Here is a 19,920-nt window from a genome sequence, read left to right as displayed (position 1 = left end):
TGTTACTAAATTGTATTATCTAACAACCCCACTTTATTTTATAATACAGCAAATTAAATATTATATAATCTGAACCGCAGAGTGTAGATAGTATAGGGGAATATGTAGCAGTGAATATTCCCCTATACTATCTACACAACTGTCAGCCACTTTCAATCATCTTTTATTAATTAGTTCACAATCTACCACATATATATTTATTAACACACATAAACAAGGAGTAATTTTTGAATAAAAAAGATATCAAGGTCATAATGAAATTCCCTGACAATAAAGAAAATGATTGTAAAAAAAATATCGACAATATATTAACTGAATTATATGCCGAAGCTATTATCAATAAACTAAAAGAAAATGTTCCAGAAGATAAGATGGTAGACTCTATATCAAATATACAAAAGTTACTTAAATTTAATGAATCAAAAAATTATTAGATTTGTAGTAATTTTTAGTCAATATTTCTAAATAAATAACCCCTTAAAAAGGTCATAAAATGACCTTTTTTATCTTATATGAAAGTTTTAATTAAGCATATGGAATAAAACCATTTTCATATGCATTAAGGTACTTTCCTAACAACTTAAACTTCCTACGGATGACGTAACATAGTGAGTTTTTTGTTTTACAAAAATTGGAAAATGTATTATAATATAGGAGTCTAAGCATTTAATAAAATAAAATTAAATAAAACGATTATTAAGATAATTCATTCTATTAATTATACAAAATAGTAATTGAATATACAAATTACAATCCATAATTTGACACAACTGCTATATTATTATAAAATGTGTTATATTATCCATTACAATAATTATGAAGTTACTATTAAAATTAGTAATAACTGGCTAAACTATATTTAGTAAGTACTTGATAATATAATCTGAAGTATACTGGGAGTTTAATTAATTACATATAAGGTTAAAGTATTCTATAGGTTATTAAGGAATGTATGAGAATTTTTAGGAGGAGAGTACATGAACACATTAAAAAAAATAGTTATCTTAGGAACTATGGTATTATCGTTGACGGCATGTTCGTCTAATAATAACGATAAATATATGACACTATACAAAGAATTACTGGAGCAGCAACCCCCAGATATAGAAAACATAGTATTTGAAGATGAGTCAGGAAATAAATTATCAGAAGATGAATCTGGTTTTATAACTATTTATAACAATACCAAATTAACAGCATCGGTAGATGGCAATTCAACAGATGCAGAAGTATATTTTGTTCCATCAGGAAGTGACAATAGCGAATATCAACAATTAGTAACTTCAGGCTCTATAGAGGATGATAGGGCAGAGTTTATATTAAAACAAGAAGAATTTTCAGATGGTCTTGGATATTTATGGGTAGTGGTATATAATAATGAATTAGGAAGAAAATCTGAAGAATTTAAAATATCACTTGCAGAAGAATAGTATAAGGAGGAAATATGATGAATACAGCTTACTTATTAATAGATTACGTATATGATTTTATTGATGATAGAGGTGTTTTATCTTTGAGTAAGCGTGGGCAGGCTATAAAAGATAATATAATAAAAGTTATTGATAAAATAAAAGAAGATAAAGATATATTGTATATATGCAATGATGACCATGAGGAAGATAGTTACAAGTTTTCACCTGAAGCTAAGTTGTTTCCTTTTCATTGTGATAAAAAAGGAAGTAAATTAGCTATTGATGAAGATGTATTCATGAAAATAAAACCTGAAAAAACATATAATATATCAAAGGTAATGTATTCTTCATTTAACGGAACCAGATTAGATTTGGTTTTAAGACAACAGAATATCAAAGAGCTAGTATTAATGGGAGTGTGTACAGATATATGTGTTCTGCACACAGCTATAGATGCATATAATCTTGGATATAAAATCACTATAATTGATGATTGTTGCTGTGGATTAACAGATGAAGGACATGGGTTTGCACTTAATCATTTTAAGAATACTTTAGGAGCTAAGATTGTAACCAGTAATGAATTACTAAAAAGTTAACATTCTTTTTATTGGAGGACATTACAAATGAAGAAACGGATGGTTAATTATCTAAAGAACAAAAGTACTTATTTTTATGTAGAAGTAGCAGTCATGATAGTTATACTGACTGTACTTATCGCTATTTTCGTTCCTAAACAGATTAGTAAAATAGACAAATTAAAAAGAGACACAGATATATCTAATGCAACGCTGTTAGGCAATGCAGCTGAAAATATAATTAAAAGCGATGATGAATTCAAAAATTATTCTATAGATAAGTTAAACATTAATAAACAAGTTGTTGTAAATTCAAATGATATCCATGATAAATTTATAAATGCATTAATAAAAGAATTAAAAGGTTTTAAAATAGACCAATTACCTGTTATAAAAATGAAAAAAGGTGGTTATACTCATTTTAGTATCAGTATAGATAATAATAACGTATATGTCTATGCTGATAATGGTGACGATACAAAAGATTTACAATTGTATCCAAATAAATACGATTAGAAAACAGGACTATGTGTGCTATTTGCACACTTTTCTTTGCTATATAAGTTGAATTAAAGTTATTGAACTTATTGAAATGGGTATATAGACGCTTAAGTTCAATATATTATATTGGACTACTGATTTTTTAAAAAACTTGTATTGTGGTATTTATATTGTTATAATCAAAATGATATAACACTAAAATTCAATTAAGCTTAAGGGTGATATAATTGTTAGAGAGATTCTTTCCATCAGAGTATACTGATTCAATTAGACAAATTAATTATAGAAAATTGTATGATGAAGGTTATAGAGGAATATTATTTGATATAGATAATACACTTGTTCCATATGATATGGAACATCCTAATCAAGAGATAATAGACTTATTTGAGGATATAAAAAAGATTGGTTTCAAAATAGCATTGGTTTCCAATAACAATAAAATCAGAGTTACTACATTTAACGAAAAGTTAAAGGTATTTGCTGTTCATAAGGCATTAAAACCAATGACTAGAAATCTTAAAAGAGCTATGGAGGCAATTAAAACTAACAAAAAAAATACAGTTTTAGTAGGAGATCAAATATTTACCGACATCTATGGTGGTAATCGAATAAAAATCAAGACAATATTAGTTGTACCTATTGCAGAAAAAGAAGAATGGATAACTAAAATAAAAAGAAACACTGAAAAGAAAATCATAAAAGCTTACTTAAAGAGGGTAAAAAAGAATGAATCAAAACATTAATGGAAACACCAAAGTATTAGGGTTGATCGGCAATCCTATAGAACATACTATTTCACCTAGTATCCATAATCTTTTAGCGACTAAATTAAATATGAATTATGTATATGTACCTTTCAAAGTTGATGACGGTATGCTAGATAAGGCAATTGAAGGTGCTAGAGCACTTAATATACAAGGACTCAACATAACTGTTCCATATAAGGAGCAAGTAATGGATAATCTGATAAAGATTACTCCCCTTGCTGAACAAATAGGAGCTGTCAATACATTGAAATACACTGAAAGTGGATATGTTGGTTATAACACAGATGCAGAAGGACTTAATATATCTCTAATAAATAATTCCATACAGCTGAAAAATAGTAAAATCGTTATAATAGGAGCAGGAGGAGCTGCTAAAGCTGTAGGAATGCTTTGTGCTAGAGAAAAATGTAAAAAAATAACTATTATTAATAGAACTGTTATAAAAGGCGAAATACTTGCTAATAATATAAGACAATATTACGATGTTGAAACTGAAGCACTAGGATTAGATGAAATTCATAAAATATCACCTTTTGATATAGCTATTCAGACAACACCTATAGGAATGTCCCCAAATGTACATGATAATCCAGTAAAAAATGATGATTTCTATAAAAAATTTCATATAGCCGTAGATTTGATTTATAATCCCAGTAAGACTAAATTTCTAGTAGAAGCTGAAAGAAATGGAATGAAAATATTAAATGGTTTTCAAATGTTATTCTATCAAGGTGTCAAAGCATATGAAATTTGGAATGATATCAGTATTCCAGAAGAGATATTAAAAGAAGTTATGACTGATTTGATTAATCAATAGGGATAAAAGGAGTGTATCAATGGAAGAAAATATTTTATTAGTAGGTTTTATGGGCAGTGGTAAATCTGTAGTAGGAAAAGAACTATCTAAGATACTGAACAGAGATTTTATAGATACTGATACAGAAATTGAAAAAGAAGAAAAAAGAAGTATTAAAGATATATTTAATAATGATGGTGAAGACTATTTTCGTAATCTTGAATCCAAATTATTGGAAACACTTGTAGATAAAAATAATTGCATTATATCAACTGGTGGAGGTATAGTACTAAGAGAAAATAATAGAGAGCTGTTAAAAAAAATAGGTAAAGTAATCTTTTTACATGCAGATGTTGAGCACATCCTTAATAATGTAAAAAATGATGATACTAGACCTTTATTACAGACAGAAGATTATGCCACAAAGGTATCAGAGATGTTAGAATCCAGAGAAGATAAATATCTCAGTTCAGCAGATATTATTATCCAGACTTCTGGTAAAGATGTAGAAAGTATTGCTGAAGAGATAATTACACTATTATAATTAAAGAAGGAAGATACTATGAAGAAAATTACAGTTATTAACGGTCCTAATCTTAATTTCCTTGGGATTAGAGAGAAAAGTGTATATGGCAGTAAAGACTACAATGGTTTGGTAGAAATGATAAAAGAGACTGCTGATTCATTAAATATTGAAGTGGATGTATTTCAGTCTAATTCAGAAGGAGAGATTATTGATAAGATTCAACAATGCTATTTTGATAAAGTTGATGGTATTATCATTAATCCAGGGGCTTATACACACTATAGTTACGCTATAAGAGATGCCATAGCTTCAGTTAATATAAAAACCATAGAGATACATATTTCCAATATATATGAAAGAGAAGAATTTCGCCATGTATCGGTAATTGAACCAGTATGTGTACAGCAAATATATGGAAAAGGTCTTGATGGCTATATTATTGCACTAGAAAAGATAGTATCACTATAGACTATTACTATAACACAGCAAAACATAAATAATAGAAAGGAAGATAATAATGAGATTACAAAAATTAGAAAACAGTCTAGATGACTTACAAATCGATGCGGTACTTATTAGAGACAGTTATAACAGAAGATATCTTAGTGGATTTACAGGTTCTAACGCATACCTATACATATCAAAAAACACGAAAAAACTTTTAACAGATTTCAGATATACTGAACAAGCTAATAAACAGAGTCCTGGCTTTGATATAATAGATTACACTAAAAGCGGGTTATTAGAGATATTAAATGATATCATAGACAAAGATAATGCAAAAACAATAGGATTTGAAGACGAAACAATATCCTATAAGGAATTCATTACATATGAAAAAGGATTGAAGAATGTAGAACTATTACCTATTGGTAATACTGTTGAAAAAATAAGAATGATTAAAGACGAAGAAGAATTAAGATGTATTCAGAAAGCGGCTTCTATTGGTGATCTTGCTTATAAACATATTCTAAAATTTGTTAAACCAGGAGTTACAGAAAAAGAAGTTGCATTAGAAATTGAAACTTGTATGAAGAAAAATGGAGCTGAAAACTTATCATTTGATACTATCGTAGCGTCAGGTCTTAATTCATCAAAACCTCATGCGGAACCTTCAGATAAAAAGATTGAAGAAGGTGATTTTGTAACACTTGATTTTGGTTGTATATACAAAGGTTACTGCTCTGATATGACAAGAACTTTTGTTGTAGGCAAAGCTAGCGAAAAACAAAAAGAAATATACAATATAGTACTTGAGGCACAGTTAAAAGCTCTAGAAGCTGTAAAAGCTGGATGTGTAGGTAAAGATATAGATAAAATAGCTCGAGATATTATAACAGATAAAGGATATGGAGATAACTTCGGTCATGGATTAGGTCATAGTGTAGGATTATTCATACATGAAGAGCCAAGATTCTCATACAGTGATGAAAATGTATTTACAGAAAATATGGTAGTTACTGTAGAGCCAGGAATATACGTACCTGGATTTGGTGGCGTTAGAATAGAAGACTTAGTATGTGTAACCAAAGATGGAATAATTAACTTCGTATCATCACCAAAACAATTAATTGAATTAGTATAATTATACTCTATACTATCTATAATAAGTTATATAGGTATATTCCACAATAGAGTTTTTGTGGATTAATCTTAATATTTGTTATAAAACTATTGAAAAAAATTCCGTATTAGTTTACACTATAAAAGATAAAAGTTAGGGAGGAAATTATATATGGTATCAGCTGGAGATTTTAGAAACGGTCTAACAATTCAATATGAAAATCAAATATACACTGTTATTGAATTTCAACACGTAAAACCTGGAAAAGGAGCAGCTTTCGTTAGAACTAAGCTTAAAAATCTAAAAACAGGTTCAGTTATTGAAAAAACATTTAGACCTACTGAAAAAATGCCAAAAGCGCATATTGAAAAGAAGGATATGCAATACTTATATACTGATGGCGATTTATTCCATTTCATGGATAGTGAAACATATGATCAAATCGCAATTAATAGCGATCAAATAGGCGATACATTAAAATTTGTTAAAGAAAATGATATGGTAAAAATCTTAAGCCATGAAGGAGAAGTTTTCGGAATTGAACCACCACTATTTGTAGAGTTAGAGATAATTCATACAGAACCAGGAGTAAAAGGCGATACAGCTACTGGAGCAACTAAACCAGCAGAAGTTGAAACTGGTGCCAGTGTTAACGTTCCATTATTTGTTAACATCGGAGACAAAATAAAAATCGATACAAGAACAGGTGAATACTTATCAAGAGCATAATATCACTTGATTTATAGATAAAAGCCATTAGGCTTTTATTTTTTTGCTCAGGACGAGCAAGTAGCTGGCGTAACATATACATATACTGTTTTGCAAAAGCCAAGTCAGAACAAAACATTTTTTCTGATTTACTTGTAATATCAATCACTGATTTATGTGTAAGAGATTTTGGTATTTATTGACATACTTAACAATATAAACTATACTATTATTGAAATTGCTAATCATTATCAATTATACTCCTGACATGTAGAAAAAGTTATATGATAAGTTTATTTGGACAAGTATTTATATCTCTTATATGTTATTAGACCAATAAGAAAGAAGTGATTGATATTTTTGATAGATTAAGACATAAAAGATTTCATCGTTATCATGATATTATAGAATGTTTAATAGGAGCATTAGAAGCAAAAGATACATATACAAGTGGTCATTCTGATAGGGTTGCCCATATGGCATATGATATAGGAAAAAAATATGGGCTTAGAAAAAAAGAATTGGAAGACTTGCATCTTGCCGGTCATTTACACGATATAGGAAAGATAGGTATTCCTGATAATATACTCAATAAACCAAGTAAATTACAACCACATGAATATAATATTGTAAAAAATCATAGTAGAATGGGATATGATATATTGATGAAATCCAAAAATCTTAAAGATATAGCTATCATAGTGCTGTATCACCATGAAAGATGGGATGGAAAAGGATATCCAGAAGGTTTAAAAGAAAAGGAAATACCATTAGCATCAAGAATAATTGCAATAAGTGATTCAATAGACGCCATGATTTCTGAAAGACCATACAAAAAAAGTTTATCTTGGGACGAATGCAAGAAAGAAGTTGTATCCAATAAAGGGATACAATTTGACCCATGTTTAGTCAATATCATTGAAAGCTTATGGAACAAATGGGCAAAAAACTTATAAAATAAAAACTCTGTTTAGCTAACATAAACAGAGTTTATTTAAATTATATTATTTTCTATAAACTGCTTTTGGCTTAACATAATTATTACGCTTTTTACTGATGGATATAAAAGCTATAGAAGTTATTGGAATGCTGAATATCAAGCCAATACTGCCACACAGCGCCCTTAATATCTCTCCAGCTATCTGATCAGAATTAATAAATTGTACTAATGACCTGTTATACAAGAAAAATACTAAAATCATGCTTATAGAATTACCAGCATAAGCTAATATAAGTGTGTTGGACATGGTTCCCATTATATCTTTACCAATTCGCATACCTGCCGTAAAAAGTTTATCTTTACCTATTCTAGGATTACTCTCATAAAGCTCTCCCATAGAAGAAGCAATTGACATACTAACGTCCATAATGGCTCCAAGAGCCCCTATAATGATACCAGCATACAACAAATCTCGAAAATTAAGATTATACCCTTCAGTGAAATATGATAAAAGTTCAACATTTTCATCACCAATACCTTGAATATGTGTTAGAGCCCCAAAATAAAATGTTAACAAACCTGCTGTAATCACTCCGCCTATAGTACCAATAATAGCTGCATAAGTTTTAATATTGAGACCACCAATAACAGACAATGTAATTAAAGTAGATATGATACTTATAACACTGACCACTATAATTGGATTATATGATTTCATTATCAATGGAAAGAAGCCAAAAAGTATCAAAGAAACACATATGGTCAGGCTTATAATTGAATAGAATCCATTTTTACCTCCAAAGAGTAATAAGGCACCCATAAAAACTAATAAAAGGTAAATTAGATACTTATCACGGGCATAAGAATATACCCTTCCATTTTCTATGGTATCCCCTGTCTGATTACATACAATAATAATTTCATCCCCTGGTTTGACAACAATTTTATATATTGAAGCTGTATTAATCACGTTTTCAATCTCTGCTTCACCAGCCAGGTCTCGTTCTGTCACTTTTACCAGTAATTTTTGATATCTCATACAATTTTCTTCATCAACAGTATCCTCTATAACGGATATGACTTTTCCATGTATGTATTTCCACTCATAACTTATCTCTTCAGTACAATTAACATCAATAGGTTTTATTATAAAAAAACATAACATCAATAAATAGATTATTCTCATAACATATTTGCTCCTTATCAGGTAGTGAGTTGTTGATAGTTACTTTAGATTTATACAATATATGAGATATTAAATTTGTTTATGATTAAACAAAATTCTTATCATAAAAAAGTTTGTACAGGCATATATTGTTTTAAGAAAGGTGGACAAGTGATGAAAAAAGAAACTGTTGAAAAAATATTAACAACTAATCTTCGAGGATGGTTTGGCTCATTAAAGAAAGAGCAGTTGGACTTATTGCAGGAAATCAGATTGAGAGTTAATAAACCTCTTATTATAAGAATAGATAATAAAGAATACTTTCTAAACCAAGACCAGTTAGTAACAAGCAGCAAAAGAGCTTATATCATAACTGAAAAAGATTTGAAGGATACTATGGAATTCATAAGCAACTATTCCCTATATGCCTTTGAGGACGAGCTGAGAAATGGATATATAACCGTTGATGGAGGACATCGTGTTGGATTGGCAGGAAAGGTTGTCGTAGAGAATAATAGAGTAAAGACTATAAAAAACATAACCTGCATAAATATCAGGATTTCACATGAAATAAAAGGCTGTGCCAACAAAGTTATACCCTACATATTTCAAGAAAATACAATATACCATACTCTAATAATATCTCCTCCTAGATGTGGCAAGACAACATTATTAAGAGATATAGTAAGACAGCTCTCAGATGGTGTAAGTAATAATACAGGAATAACCATAGGTGTAGTTGATGAAAGATCTGAAATAGGAGGCTGTTATAGAGGCATACCACAAAATGATGTAGGAATCAGAACAGATATACTTGACGGATGTCCAAAAACTGAAGGTATGCTCATGCTTATAAGATCAATGTCTCCAGAAGTCATTGCTGTAGATGAAATAGGGAGCAGTGAAGATATAGAAGCCATAGATTTTGTTATCAATGCAGGTTGCAAGATGATATGTACTGTACATGGCTCGTCACTGATTGAAGTCAAGAATAAACCTATACTGGAAAAATTGATAGATAAAAATATAATTGAACGTTTTATTGTTCTAGAAAGTAAAAATGGAGTTGGTGATGTAAAGAAAATATATGATAAGCAGGGCAAAATGATAAGTATTGTTGTTGATAATTAAGTTAAGGGGGTTATTTCATGGTTGTAAAAATATTAGGTGCCACTCTAATACTTATATCATCTTCACTTTTAGGTTTATATTATAGTAAAAGTTACATAAGAAGAAGCAATGACCTTAGAATATTGAAAAAAGCGCTGATTCTATTAAGAGGTGAAATCAATTACTCATTATCTCCAATGCCAGAAGCCTTAGAAGATATCAGTAAAAGATTTGACCACGAGATAGCTGATTTTTTTAAATCCATATCAGAAGAACTAAAACTCAATTCAGGAAAAACATTGACAGAAGTATGGAAGAAAAAAGCTGAAGAAATATTGAAAAGGACTTATTTGAACCCTACAGATATTAAAAATATTATAATCTTCAGTGAAAATATAGGGTATCTAGATAAAGAGATGCAAAATAATAATATCAATCTACTTCTAGAGCAAATAAATGAAGAAATAAAAGTTACTATGGAAGATGATGCCAAATACAATAAATTGTATAGAAGCCTTGGAGTTCTTGGGGGTATATTGGTCATTGTACTTTTCATATAGCAAAAGATAATTTGACGTGCCTTATTCTGAGGGGAGGGTAATAATGGATATATCTATTGTTTTTAAAATAGCTGCAGTTGGAATCGTGGTTGCAGTCCTCAACCAATTATTAAAGAAAGCAGGAAAAGATGAACAAGCTATGTTAACTACATTAGCAGGATTAGTTGTTGTCCTTTATTGGATTGTGGAATATATAAGTGAACTGTTTGAAAAAATACAGACGTTGTTTCAACTGTAGAAAATATATTGAACTTATTGAAATGGATGTATAGATGTTTAAGTCAATGTATATAGGTAAAATCTGAAAGGAATGTTTTGATGGAAGCTGTACAAGTTGTCATTATCGGTATTGTATCAACAATATTAATAGTTGTACTAAAAAAAAGTAATGCTGAATTTGGTATTTATATAGGTATTGCAGCTAGTATAGTTATCTTCTTTATTGTTATTGACAAGTTAGGTGTAATACTGGATTTGATATCTAGAATTACAGGTTTAATAAATATAAATGATATATATATTAAGATACTACTGCAAATACTGGGAATTGCCTTCATAACAGAATTTGGTGCCCAATTATGTAAGGACGCTGGGCAGCAAGCGATAGCAAGTAAAATAGAGATGGCAGGAAAAATAATGATATTAATTATATCCATGCCCGTAATACTATCAATCATTAATATGATAACTAATATCTTAATATAGATTGCTACATATACGGTCAATTAGTTTTAAATGAATTAGGAGAATACTATGAGAAGAATTAGATGGTTATTGATAATAGTTATGGCTTTAAAATTATCATCTATAAGTGTGTTTGCTTCATCAGAAGTAGATAATATATTAGCAGAGCAGGAAAAAGTTATTGAGTATGATGATATTCAATCCGCGGTGGACGAAATACTCAGTAATGAAAATGGGTTTAAGATTGACTTCAGGGAAACATTGAACAAAGTTATTAGCGGAGATTTGGACCTTAACTTCAATGATATGTTTGGATTAGTGTTAGATAATATCTTCATAGAAGTAAAAGGGAATATAAAATTGATAATAGAACTTATTGCCATTGCTTTGATAGCAGCAGTATTCACTAATTTTACTACTGCTTTTAATAATAAATATGTAGGCGAAGTTGGCTATTTTGTTGTTTTTCTATTGATGTCAACCATAATATTGAAATCTTACAATATATTGAATACTATAGCGCTTCAAGTAATATCTAATCTACAGACCTTTATTAAAACTTTGATACCTAGCTTATTTGCTGCTACTGCTTTGTCGGGGAATTATACTTCAACTTTTCTCTATAGCCAGATAATGCTAATCATAATTGGCGTAGTAGAAAACATTATTCTAAAATATGTAGTACCTTTTGTATATATAATTATTGTTCTTGAGATAATTAACAGCATTACAGAAGAAAGTATTTTATCCAAGATGGTGGAACTATTCAAAAACATAGTAAATTGGGGAATCAAGGTACTTGTTATCGTTTTTGCAGCAGTTCTTACCATGCAGAGTTTTACAACACCAGTCATAGATGGTATAGCTAATAAATCTGTAAAAGTTGCAGTATCAGCTATTCCATTTGTTGGTACTACATTAAGCGGTGTAGCTGATACAGTTCTAGGGTGTGCAGTCTTAATAAAAAATGGAATAGGTATAGTAGCATTGATAATTATCATTGTGATATGTTTGATACCAATAATAAAAATACTTGTTGTGACTTTATTATATAAATTTGCATCTGCCATAATCCAACCAATATCCGATAAACGTATAGTTAATTGTTTATCCAATGTTGGGGATATATGTTTTATACTCCTTGGAATAGTTATTATTACCGCTTTTTTATTTATAATCACGATAACAATAATCTTGAATGCAACAAGTATTACAGCTTACATAAGATAAAATATTATTCAATGAAGGAATGAAAATATGGAAGTATTCTATAGTTTTATAAAAAACATAGTTATCTTTTTATTATTAGCTAAGATATTGGAATATCTCATACCTGGTGGAAATATGAAGAAATATTTTCGATTGTTTTCTGGAATTATATTGATGATTATAATAATAAATCCAATAATCAAATATAATGGGATACTTGAACAATTCAATTTGGATGTTATCAAGAATCAATTTAAAATCAATTATACCGATACCCAGGGAACTGAAAATAAGTACGCAGATGTTCAAAATGAGATAACCTTGAAGATTTATAAAGATAAGATAATTAATCATGTAAAAGGACTACTGGAAGATGAAAAAATCTCTATAACCAATGCTTCAGTAGAAATCGAAGAAGATATCAACAATGAAGACTACGGTACAATCAAAGAAATAAATCTCACAGTGAACAGTGAATATATTGAAAATAAAGATTCTCAGATAGATAGAGTAAAAATACAAAAAATTCTCATAGGAGAATCTAATGATAATATGGCATTAAGGTCATCTGAAGATATTCTATTAGAAAAAAAAATAAAAAAAATAATTAAAAACTTCTATAAATTGTCCTCTAATAATATACATATTACTATAGAGACATGTTAACTGTTTTTACACTTTGTTTTTAACCTAAAAGCACAGGAGGATAAAGATGAAATTGGATTTTTTTACAAAAGGTAATAAGACCGAAAAAGATAAAAAAAGAATAAGCTTTCTCTTCATTATGTTTTTGACAGGATTATTGCTTCTATTATTTTCAAAAAATCTTATCAAACCAAGCAATAATACCAAGGTAGATAATAGTATCATCGCACCTAATACATATAAGGCAAGTGATCCCCAAACGTATGAAGAAAAACTTGAAAAAAGACTTGAGAAGGAATTTGCTAATATTGATGGAGTGGGTAAAGTTGAAGTAATAATTATGTTAAAAACAAGCGGTGAAATAATTATAAATAAAGATACCCCTAATTCACAAACACAATCCGATGAAGTAGATAGTGAAGGTGGAACAAGACAAAGTATTCAAACAGATTCTAAAGAAGCCACTGTACTTATTAATAACTCCGATGGTTCTACTAAACCAATCATATTAAAAGAGCTTGAACCAGAAATTAGTGGCGTTGTAATAATAGCTGAAGGCGGTGATGATATACTTGTTAAAAAAAACTTAATTAATGCGGCTAAAGTATTATTAGACGTTCCTATGCATAAAATAGAAGTAATGAAAATGGTTCAAAATAAGGGGGAATAATTATGCAAACTTTTAAAAAGAATCAAATTATAATTACTGCTTTGGTTATTATGATTGCGATAGCGGGATATCTTCAGTTTACAGAAAATGATGGTACTCCTACACAAGAAGTGTTGAATAATCAAAGTGAAGAACAGAAAAAAGATAATGTTACAACACCAACAGCATTAGTACCAAATGGTGAGAACACCAATACTGATGCAAAAGCTGAAGAAAATGCAGATGATGTATCAAAGCAACAATCACCAAATAGTATTGCTCAACAACCAGAGCAAAAACAGGAACAAGGAGAGAACAAAACAACTGAACCTGCTTCAGCTGTTCCAGAAAATGAAAATAAGGATGAAAAAAAAGAAGAAGCAAAAGAAACTTCTAGTGAAAAAAATGATGGTAATGTAGGGGAAGCTATCCTGACTAGTGGTAATACATTACAAGCGGGATATTTCTTACAAAAGAAAATAGACAGGGAGCAGGATTATTCAAAATTAAAGGAAGGTTATCTATCAATAATTGACAATCAAAATCTGAAAGATGAAAATAAAGTGGAAGCAGTAAAAGAGATGATTGACCTTCAAGATAGAATTGAAAAAGAAGCTGCTGCTGAATCTATATTAGAAGCTAAAGGATTCAAGGATGTATTTGTGAGAATGATTGATAATAAAGTTGATGTAGTAATTAATGCAAAAGAATTATCACAAGCAGATCTTGCAAAAGTAGAAGATGTAGTAAGGAGACAAACAGGGGTTGACGCAGAAAATATTGTAATCACGTTATTAGATGTTACTAAAGCACAATAAACATATATAGAAACGATATTAGGCTTTTATGTAAGGATTACTATTACATGGAAGCCTAAAATTATTAGAAAAAATAATTTGCAAAACCTATAAGATTTGTTATAATTAACCTAGAAATGGTTTTATTAAAAATAGCATGAATGAATTCATATAATAAAATATAGCTGAGATAGGAGGATTAATTAATGGATAGGCAGACAGTTAAAATACACGAAAAAGATAAAGTCGGAGAAGTCCATATTGCAGATGAAGTTATTGCTATAATCGCTGGGTTAGCAGCTACAGAAGTAGAGGGAGTAGCTGGTATGGTAGGTAATTTTACTGGTGATTTAGTTGAGATGCTTGGTAAAAAGAACTTGGCGAAAGGTGTTTTAGTTGATGTTGGAGAAAAAGATGTTTCACTTGAACTCTCATTGATCGTTGACTTTGGAAGCAGTATTCCTGAAGTAACTAACAACGTTCAAGAAAAAGTTAAGAATGCAGTAGAGACTATGACAGGACTTGAAGTAGATGAAATTAACATAAGAGTAGCTGGTGTTAACGTAGAAAAAAGCAAATAGATAGATTATAACCAGTAAAATGGGTTATAACTGTAATTTTTTTAATATTTGCTTGTACAATTAACTAAATATAGTATAATAAAGATACCCTTAAATATTTATATTTAAGGGTATTAAAATGTAATAAAAATATTTATTCAATATATATTTAATCCCAGGAGGTATATTATGAACAGAAGGATCATGAGAGAGCATATTTTTAAACTAGTATTTGCTATTGAATTTAATGAAGAAGAAAGATTTACTGATAGAGTAGGAGTATATCTTAACGAGCTTGAAACAAGTGATACTGCTAAAGAATATATAAAACATAAAGCTATATCTATATTTGAAAAATTAGAATCTATAGATGAAATGATTAATAAGAATGCTGAGAAATGGTCCATAAGCAGAATGTCCAAAGTAGATGTAAGTATTTTAAGAGTTGCTATCTATGAAATAAAATTTGACGAAGATATCCCTACTAATGTAGCAATTAATGAAGCAATAGAAATTGCTAAGAAATATGGTGGCGACCATTCACCATCATTCATTAATGGAATACTTGCCAAAGTTGTAAACTAATAGAGGTGATATTAATGAAAAAAAGTATTTTTTCAGTATCACAGGTAAATGCCTATATAAAGAAAATATTTGTGAATGATTATGTCATCAATGATATTTGGATAAAAGGTGAAGTTTCCAATTGCAAAATACATCGTTCAGGACACGTCTATTTTACTTTGAAAGATAATAATAGTGCAATATCCTGTGTTGTATTCAAGAACTATCGTGATTTTGTAGAATGTGAGCTAAGAGATGGAATTAATATTACTGCCAGAGGTTATATTTCAGTATATGAAAGAGCAGGGACATTCCAGCTTTATGTACAACAAATAAAATCAGATGGTATGGGAGATTTGTATAAGAAATTTGAGATATTAAAAGACAATCTCCAGATAAAAGGATATTTTGATTCGGATAATAAAAAGAAGATATCCAGATATCCAAGAAGAGTAGGTATAGTAACTTCTGATACGGGAGCAGCTGTTCGTGATATAATCAATGTATCAAAACGAAGAAATCCATATATAGGACTTGTGTTATACCCATCCCTTGTTCAAGGAGAGGGAGCGGCAAATAATATTGTAAAAGGTATAAAATATCTTGATAGGGTTACCGATGTTGATGTTATTATTATTGGTAGAGGTGGAGGTTCCATAGAGGATCTATGGGCTTTTAATGAAGAGATAGTCGCAAAAGCTATTTATGAAGCTAATACTCCAATAATATCGGCTGTAGGACATGAAACAGATTTTACAATATCAGATTTTACTTCTGACCTTAGAGCACCAACCCCTTCAGCAGCAGCTGAACTTGCTATCCCAGCTTTTGATGAAATAGATGGTATATTAGAAAAATACAATTATAAGCTTACTAATAGTATGAATAACAAGATTGAATCCTGCATAAAAGCTACCCAACTAAATAAAATAAAACTTGACTTTAATAGTCCATCAATGAGAGTATTAAAGGAAAGACAATATATAACAGAATTTGAAGATAGATTAAATAGAAGAATTAAGGAATTGATTAATAATAATAAAAACTATGTAAGTCTGTTACAAAACAAATTAAGTGTATTATCTCCAATAACCAATTTAGAAAAAGGTTATTCTTATATAGAAAACACTGATGGACAGGTTAAAAGTATAACGGATGTCAATATGGGAGAGACTCTATTAATACAATTACATGATGGAAAAATAGAGGCTGAAGTTAAGAATATAGAAAGTGGAAAGTGGGGTAGTTATGAGTAATAAATTAACTTTTCAAGAGAATTTGGACAGCTTAGAAAAAATAGTTGAACGATTGGAGTCAGGAGAAACAACTCTTGAAGAAAGTCTAGAACTATATAAACAAGGCATGATGTTTTTAAAAGAGTGTAATAACAAGATTGATAAAGTAGAAAAAGAAATTGAAGTTGTACAAAATGAAAACTAAGGATTGTGTAATGTTATTTACGGAAGGAAATGAACAGAGTAATGAATTTTAGTAATGAGCTAAAAGATAAACAGAAAGTAGTAGAAAAGATATTATTGAAATATATGCCAGAAAATACTTCAGCATATGACCATGTTGTTTATAATGCAATGAAGTACAGCCTAATGGCAAATGGAAAGAGAATACGCCCTATATTAATGATGGAGGCATATAAAATATGCGGTGGTAACAATATAAGAGAAATAGAAGCATTTATGGCAGCTATGGAGATGATTCACACATATTCTTTGATTCATGATGACTTACCTGCTATGGATAATGATGATTACAGAAGAGGTATATTGACTTGTCATAAAAAATATGGCGAAGATATAGCTATTTTAGCTGGAGATGGTCTTCTTAATAGTGCCTACGAAATAATGATTGATGCTTGCTTAAAAGATAATAAGGTCAAAGCTAAGCAAAAATTAACAGCTTGTAAAGAAATAGGAAAAGCCTCTGGAGTAAAAGGAATGATTGGTGGACAAGTAGCAGATGTCATACAAAATGATATCACTATGGATGTTATTAACTATATTCATATTCATAAAACTTCTGCTATAATAGAAGCTTCTCTAACTGCGGGAGCAGTACTTGCTAATGGTAGTATGCAAAAAGTAGAAACTTTTAGAAAGATTGGTAGATGTATTGGATTAGCATTCCAGATTCAAGATGATATACTAGACATTGTTAGTACAACAGAAGAACTAGGAAAACAAGTTGGTAGTGATAATAAGAATGGTAAAAATACTTATGTAACTATAAATGGTATTGATGAATCAAGGCAGATAGTTAATGAATTAATTGAAAAAGCCTTAGATAGTTTAAAGAGTTTTGATAGCAGTGAAAAAGAATTTTTGGAAGAATTTATTTTTTATCTGAGAAACAGAAAAAAATGAGGTGTATTTGGTGGAAAACTTTTATACTATTACAGAGAATAGAGTTTTATTAGCTGCAATTATTGCTTGGTTTGTTTCACAGGGTATTAAATTCTTTACATGTCTAATAAAAACAAGGAAAATTAGAATGGATAGAATTATGGGTTCTGGGGGTATGCCTAGTTCTCATACAGCCTCAGTCATGGCAGCGACTTTCTCAGTTGGGGAATTATTAGGCTATAATGATCCTATATTCGGAGGATTGATGATAATATCTTTTATTGTAATGTATGACGCTGCTGGAGTCAGAATGGCAGCAGGTAAGCAAGCAAAAGCAATCAATAACATTGTTGAAGCCTTAGGGTCTTACAGATTAAAGATTGATGGACAGTTAAAAGAATTGCTTGGACATACATATATGGAAGTATTAGTTGGAGCTGCTTTAGGTATTGTTATAGCTCTATTAATCAATTAATTTTAATGGTAATAAATGTTAAAATAAATATATAGATTTGTAAATTTGTTAATTAATGATACTTGATTTATTTTTAAATATGATATATTATTGGATATACTAAAGATGCAGTATCCTAGTTGGTACCATTAATCTCGAAGACGGGCCTAAAAATCCGTAAAAGGGCATATCGATGAAGTTCCTGGTGTTGGCTGGTGACGCCCAGTCGCGGGCTTATGCTGGGAGTTAAGACATAAGGGCGATCCACAATGGCATGTGGGCGTGGACCCTTTTGTCGTGGAGACCTGCGTATGTGGAAACTGTTAGATACAGTTATCTACGGCGCGGGAGTAAACCTGTCATGCGGCGAAAGCTGTGGACAGAGTAGCCTGCCTTGCGTGAAATAAAGGGAATAGTAATTTAAGAGCAAAACTTTTGGCCAAAAGTGAAGCAGATATTGTTACTTGAAACTTTTTTTCGCTAAAGAGGCTAGGGATTAAATGGTATCACTGAGGAAAACTCCTAGGCTGTTCATTTTTTGAAGCTTATTTAGGATTACAGTGTGGTTGTAAGGTGATCTAGCGCTACTTATGGTGACATAGTAGGAATTAATTTAATGGGGAACCACTTTTTTGGCGACAAAAAAGTATTAATTCGGGAAAACCTGCTGGACTATAAGCCGCAAAATTTACTAAATTTGCTATCTTTAGTATTAATTCATGTTAATACTAAATTACATAATAAAATATTTCATAAGAAAAATCGAGGTATAATAATTTGAGTAAAAATAAAACTAAAGTAAAGTTTAGGAGTTTATATACACATAAAAAAATAAATACTTTTTGGATTGGAATAATAACAGTCATTACGTTAATAACAGCCATACTACTTGGATATATTGCACTAGTACTTATGGACAATGTAAGCCTATACGGTGCTATTTTTATTGTATTAATAATAGTATTGTTAGGTATATTTTTTGATTTGCTAGGTATTGCGGTTACTGCAGCGGAAGAAACACCGTTTCATTCAATGGCTGCGAGTAAGGTAAGAGGTTCTAAAGAAAGTATAACTATTATTAGGAATGCTGGAGCTGTAGCTAATTTCTTTAATGATGTAATTGGAGATATATCTGGTATTATATCAGGACTCGCTACTGGAGTCATTGTTCTCAAATTAGTAGCTAAATTTTCCATACAAGATACTATCATTAATGTACTTCTTACTGGGGTGATTGCTGCTATTACAGTAGGGGGTAAAGCTATAGGTAAAGAAATTGCACTAAGGCACTCTAACTTGATAGTTTATAAATTAGGTGTAATTTATAGCCTGTTCAGGAAGCAAAACAAAAACAAATAAATTAAAGATAAG

At 30.0% G+C, this 19,920-nt stretch carries 27 protein-coding genes; 26 read left to right on the top strand and 1 reads right to left on the bottom strand.

The window, feature by feature from the left end; genetic code table 11:
- The first annotated feature begins 227 nt into the window (after positions 1-227).
- From AACQ14_RS17025 to AACQ14_RS16975, 11 genes are all read left to right on the top strand, one after another.
- Positions 228-434 carry a hypothetical protein gene (locus AACQ14_RS17025; RefSeq protein ID WP_339364787.1) on the top strand — a complete coding sequence of 69 codons (207 nt, stop codon included), beginning with the start codon at positions 228-230 and terminating at the stop codon, positions 432-434.
- A 543-nt stretch (positions 435-977) separates the two neighbouring features.
- On the top strand, positions 978-1,430 hold the full coding sequence (locus AACQ14_RS17020; RefSeq protein WP_339364786.1) for a hypothetical protein: 453 nt from the start codon (positions 978-980) through the stop codon (positions 1,428-1,430).
- A 17-nt stretch (positions 1,431-1,447) separates the two neighbouring features.
- The gene (locus tag AACQ14_RS17015; protein WP_339364785.1) at positions 1,448-2,011 is read left to right on the top strand and encodes a cysteine hydrolase family protein; all 564 of its coding nucleotides are present in this window, start codon (positions 1,448-1,450) and stop codon (positions 2,009-2,011) included.
- 27 nt (positions 2,012-2,038) lie between these two features.
- Positions 2,039-2,506 carry a type II secretion system protein gene (locus AACQ14_RS17010; protein ID WP_339364784.1) on the top strand — a complete coding sequence of 156 codons (468 nt, stop codon included), beginning with the start codon at positions 2,039-2,041 and terminating at the stop codon, positions 2,504-2,506.
- A gap of 212 nt (positions 2,507-2,718) precedes the next feature.
- On the top strand, positions 2,719-3,237 hold the full coding sequence (locus AACQ14_RS17005) for a YqeG family HAD IIIA-type phosphatase (RefSeq protein ID WP_339364783.1): 519 nt from the start codon (positions 2,719-2,721) through the stop codon (positions 3,235-3,237).
- On the top strand, positions 3,221-4,078 hold the full coding sequence (gene aroE / locus AACQ14_RS17000; protein WP_339364782.1) for a shikimate dehydrogenase: 858 nt from the start codon (positions 3,221-3,223) through the stop codon (positions 4,076-4,078). Before AACQ14_RS17005 ends, aroE begins: the two co-directional genes overlap by 17 nt.
- 19 nt (positions 4,079-4,097) lie before the next feature.
- Complete coding sequence (locus tag AACQ14_RS16995; RefSeq protein ID WP_339364781.1) at positions 4,098-4,601, top strand: shikimate kinase; 504 nt, start codon at positions 4,098-4,100, stop codon at positions 4,599-4,601.
- Between the two features lie 18 nt (positions 4,602-4,619).
- Complete coding sequence (gene aroQ, locus AACQ14_RS16990) at positions 4,620-5,051, top strand: type II 3-dehydroquinate dehydratase (RefSeq protein WP_339364780.1); 432 nt, start codon at positions 4,620-4,622, stop codon at positions 5,049-5,051.
- Positions 5,052-5,100: 49 nt separating this feature from the next.
- On the top strand, positions 5,101-6,168 hold the full coding sequence (locus AACQ14_RS16985) for a M24 family metallopeptidase (protein WP_339364779.1): 1,068 nt from the start codon (positions 5,101-5,103) through the stop codon (positions 6,166-6,168).
- A 150-nt stretch (positions 6,169-6,318) separates the two neighbouring features.
- Positions 6,319-6,876 (top strand): elongation factor P, encoded by a 558-nt coding sequence (efp, locus tag AACQ14_RS16980; RefSeq protein WP_339364778.1) that lies wholly within the window; start codon positions 6,319-6,321, stop codon positions 6,874-6,876.
- 326 nt (positions 6,877-7,202) lie between these two features.
- On the top strand, positions 7,203-7,811 hold the full coding sequence (locus tag AACQ14_RS16975) for an HD-GYP domain-containing protein (protein ID WP_339364777.1): 609 nt from the start codon (positions 7,203-7,205) through the stop codon (positions 7,809-7,811).
- Positions 7,812-7,859: 48 nt separating this feature from the next.
- On the opposite strand, the gene AACQ14_RS16970 is transcribed toward AACQ14_RS16975, so the two are convergent.
- Entirely contained in the window at positions 7,860-8,981 is a 1,122-nt protein-coding gene (locus AACQ14_RS16970) for a YibE/F family protein (protein WP_339364776.1), read from the bottom strand.
- A gap of 153 nt (positions 8,982-9,134) precedes the next feature.
- Here AACQ14_RS16970 and spoIIIAA point away from each other — a divergent pair, with 153 nt between their 5' ends.
- From spoIIIAA to AACQ14_RS16895, 15 genes are all read left to right on the top strand, one after another.
- Entirely contained in the window at positions 9,135-10,091 is a 957-nt protein-coding gene (gene spoIIIAA / locus AACQ14_RS16965) for a stage III sporulation protein AA (RefSeq protein ID WP_339364775.1), read from the top strand.
- Positions 10,092-10,108: 17 nt separating this feature from the next.
- On the top strand, positions 10,109-10,630 hold the full coding sequence (locus AACQ14_RS16960) for a stage III sporulation protein AB (protein ID WP_339364774.1): 522 nt from the start codon (positions 10,109-10,111) through the stop codon (positions 10,628-10,630).
- A gap of 43 nt (positions 10,631-10,673) precedes the next feature.
- Positions 10,674-10,868 carry a stage III sporulation protein AC gene (gene spoIIIAC, locus AACQ14_RS16955; RefSeq protein ID WP_113675648.1) on the top strand — a complete coding sequence of 65 codons (195 nt, stop codon included), beginning with the start codon at positions 10,674-10,676 and terminating at the stop codon, positions 10,866-10,868.
- An 80-nt stretch (positions 10,869-10,948) separates the two neighbouring features.
- Complete coding sequence (spoIIIAD, locus tag AACQ14_RS16950) at positions 10,949-11,335, top strand: stage III sporulation protein AD (protein ID WP_339364773.1); 387 nt, start codon at positions 10,949-10,951, stop codon at positions 11,333-11,335.
- A 48-nt stretch (positions 11,336-11,383) separates the two neighbouring features.
- Positions 11,384-12,544: a stage III sporulation protein AE gene (locus AACQ14_RS16945; protein ID WP_339364772.1), complete on the top strand. Its 1,161-nt coding sequence runs from the start codon at positions 11,384-11,386 to the stop codon at positions 12,542-12,544.
- Positions 12,545-12,571: 27 nt separating this feature from the next.
- Positions 12,572-13,189: a stage III sporulation protein AF gene (locus AACQ14_RS16940; protein ID WP_339364771.1), complete on the top strand. Its 618-nt coding sequence runs from the start codon at positions 12,572-12,574 to the stop codon at positions 13,187-13,189.
- 46 nt (positions 13,190-13,235) lie between these two features.
- Positions 13,236-13,838, top strand: coding sequence for a stage III sporulation protein AG (locus AACQ14_RS16935; protein WP_304941910.1), 603 nt, complete (start codon positions 13,236-13,238; stop codon positions 13,836-13,838).
- Between the two features lie 2 nt (positions 13,839-13,840).
- Positions 13,841-14,635 (top strand): SpoIIIAH-like family protein, encoded by a 795-nt coding sequence (locus AACQ14_RS16930; RefSeq protein ID WP_339364770.1) that lies wholly within the window; start codon positions 13,841-13,843, stop codon positions 14,633-14,635.
- Positions 14,636-14,820: 185 nt separating this feature from the next.
- On the top strand, positions 14,821-15,195 hold the full coding sequence (locus tag AACQ14_RS16925) for an Asp23/Gls24 family envelope stress response protein (RefSeq protein ID WP_113675642.1): 375 nt from the start codon (positions 14,821-14,823) through the stop codon (positions 15,193-15,195).
- Positions 15,196-15,363: 168 nt separating this feature from the next.
- The gene (nusB, locus tag AACQ14_RS16920; RefSeq protein ID WP_339364769.1) at positions 15,364-15,759 is read left to right on the top strand and encodes a transcription antitermination factor NusB; all 396 of its coding nucleotides are present in this window, start codon (positions 15,364-15,366) and stop codon (positions 15,757-15,759) included.
- A 14-nt stretch (positions 15,760-15,773) separates the two neighbouring features.
- A complete protein-coding gene (gene xseA, locus AACQ14_RS16915) occupies positions 15,774-16,994 on the top strand; it encodes an exodeoxyribonuclease VII large subunit (protein WP_339364768.1) in 1,221 nt (406 codons plus the stop codon).
- Positions 16,987-17,178, top strand: a complete 192-nt coding sequence (gene xseB, locus AACQ14_RS16910; protein WP_339364767.1) for an exodeoxyribonuclease VII small subunit — start codon at positions 16,987-16,989, stop codon at positions 17,176-17,178. Before xseA ends, xseB begins: the two co-directional genes overlap by 8 nt.
- A gap of 41 nt (positions 17,179-17,219) precedes the next feature.
- Positions 17,220-18,116, top strand: coding sequence for a polyprenyl synthetase family protein (locus AACQ14_RS16905; RefSeq protein ID WP_339364766.1), 897 nt, complete (start codon positions 17,220-17,222; stop codon positions 18,114-18,116).
- Positions 18,117-18,126: 10 nt separating this feature from the next.
- Entirely contained in the window at positions 18,127-18,570 is a 444-nt protein-coding gene (locus AACQ14_RS16900) for a divergent PAP2 family protein (RefSeq protein WP_339364765.1), read from the top strand.
- A 756-nt stretch (positions 18,571-19,326) separates the two neighbouring features.
- Complete coding sequence (locus tag AACQ14_RS16895) at positions 19,327-19,908, top strand: hypothetical protein (RefSeq protein ID WP_339364764.1); 582 nt, start codon at positions 19,327-19,329, stop codon at positions 19,906-19,908.
- Positions 19,909-19,920: the final 12 nt, after the last annotated feature.

The sequence above is a fragment of the Vallitalea maricola genome (assembly GCF_036985595.1).
Taxonomy (GTDB): Bacteria; Bacillota; Clostridia; order Lachnospirales; family Vallitaleaceae; genus Vallitalea; species Vallitalea maricola.
This window is presented reverse-complemented; position numbering and strand designations above follow the sequence as displayed.

Bases quoted from the DNA above. Each gene is read 5' to 3' on its own strand.
- spoIIIAC (WP_113675648.1), top strand. From the start codon at position 10,674: ATGGATATATCTATTGTTTTTAAAATAGCTGCAGTTGGAATCGTGGTT.
- AACQ14_RS17010 (WP_339364784.1), top strand. From the start codon at position 2,039: ATGAAGAAACGGATGGTTAATTATCTAAAGAACAAAAGTACTTATTTT.
- efp (WP_339364778.1), top strand. From the start codon at position 6,319: ATGGTATCAGCTGGAGATTTTAGAAACGGTCTAACAATTCAATATGAA.
- spoIIIAD (WP_339364773.1), top strand. From the start codon at position 10,949: ATGGAAGCTGTACAAGTTGTCATTATCGGTATTGTATCAACAATATTA.
- AACQ14_RS16930 (WP_339364770.1), top strand. From the start codon at position 13,841: ATGCAAACTTTTAAAAAGAATCAAATTATAATTACTGCTTTGGTTATT.
- AACQ14_RS17015 (WP_339364785.1), top strand. From the start codon at position 1,448: ATGAATACAGCTTACTTATTAATAGATTACGTATATGATTTTATTGAT.
- AACQ14_RS16985 (WP_339364779.1), top strand. From the start codon at position 5,101: ATGAGATTACAAAAATTAGAAAACAGTCTAGATGACTTACAAATCGAT.
- nusB (WP_339364769.1), top strand. From the start codon at position 15,364: ATGAACAGAAGGATCATGAGAGAGCATATTTTTAAACTAGTATTTGCT.
- AACQ14_RS16970 (WP_339364776.1), bottom strand. From the start codon at position 8,981: ATGAGAATAATCTATTTATTGATGTTATGTTTTTTTATAATAAAACCT.
- aroQ (WP_339364780.1), top strand. From the start codon at position 4,620: ATGAAGAAAATTACAGTTATTAACGGTCCTAATCTTAATTTCCTTGGG.
- aroE (WP_339364782.1), top strand. From the start codon at position 3,221: ATGAATCAAAACATTAATGGAAACACCAAAGTATTAGGGTTGATCGGC.
- AACQ14_RS16940 (WP_339364771.1), top strand. From the start codon at position 12,572: ATGGAAGTATTCTATAGTTTTATAAAAAACATAGTTATCTTTTTATTA.
- AACQ14_RS16960 (WP_339364774.1), top strand. From the start codon at position 10,109: ATGGTTGTAAAAATATTAGGTGCCACTCTAATACTTATATCATCTTCA.
- AACQ14_RS16995 (WP_339364781.1), top strand. From the start codon at position 4,098: ATGGAAGAAAATATTTTATTAGTAGGTTTTATGGGCAGTGGTAAATCT.
- xseB (WP_339364767.1), top strand. From the start codon at position 16,987: ATGAGTAATAAATTAACTTTTCAAGAGAATTTGGACAGCTTAGAAAAA.
- AACQ14_RS16945 (WP_339364772.1), top strand. From the start codon at position 11,384: ATGAGAAGAATTAGATGGTTATTGATAATAGTTATGGCTTTAAAATTA.
- AACQ14_RS17020 (WP_339364786.1), top strand. From the start codon at position 978: ATGAACACATTAAAAAAAATAGTTATCTTAGGAACTATGGTATTATCG.
- AACQ14_RS16925 (WP_113675642.1), top strand. From the start codon at position 14,821: ATGGATAGGCAGACAGTTAAAATACACGAAAAAGATAAAGTCGGAGAA.
- xseA (WP_339364768.1), top strand. From the start codon at position 15,774: ATGAAAAAAAGTATTTTTTCAGTATCACAGGTAAATGCCTATATAAAG.
- AACQ14_RS16935 (WP_304941910.1), top strand. From the start codon at position 13,236: ATGAAATTGGATTTTTTTACAAAAGGTAATAAGACCGAAAAAGATAAA.
- AACQ14_RS16905 (WP_339364766.1), top strand. From the start codon at position 17,220: ATGAATTTTAGTAATGAGCTAAAAGATAAACAGAAAGTAGTAGAAAAG.
- spoIIIAA (WP_339364775.1), top strand. From the start codon at position 9,135: ATGAAAAAAGAAACTGTTGAAAAAATATTAACAACTAATCTTCGAGGA.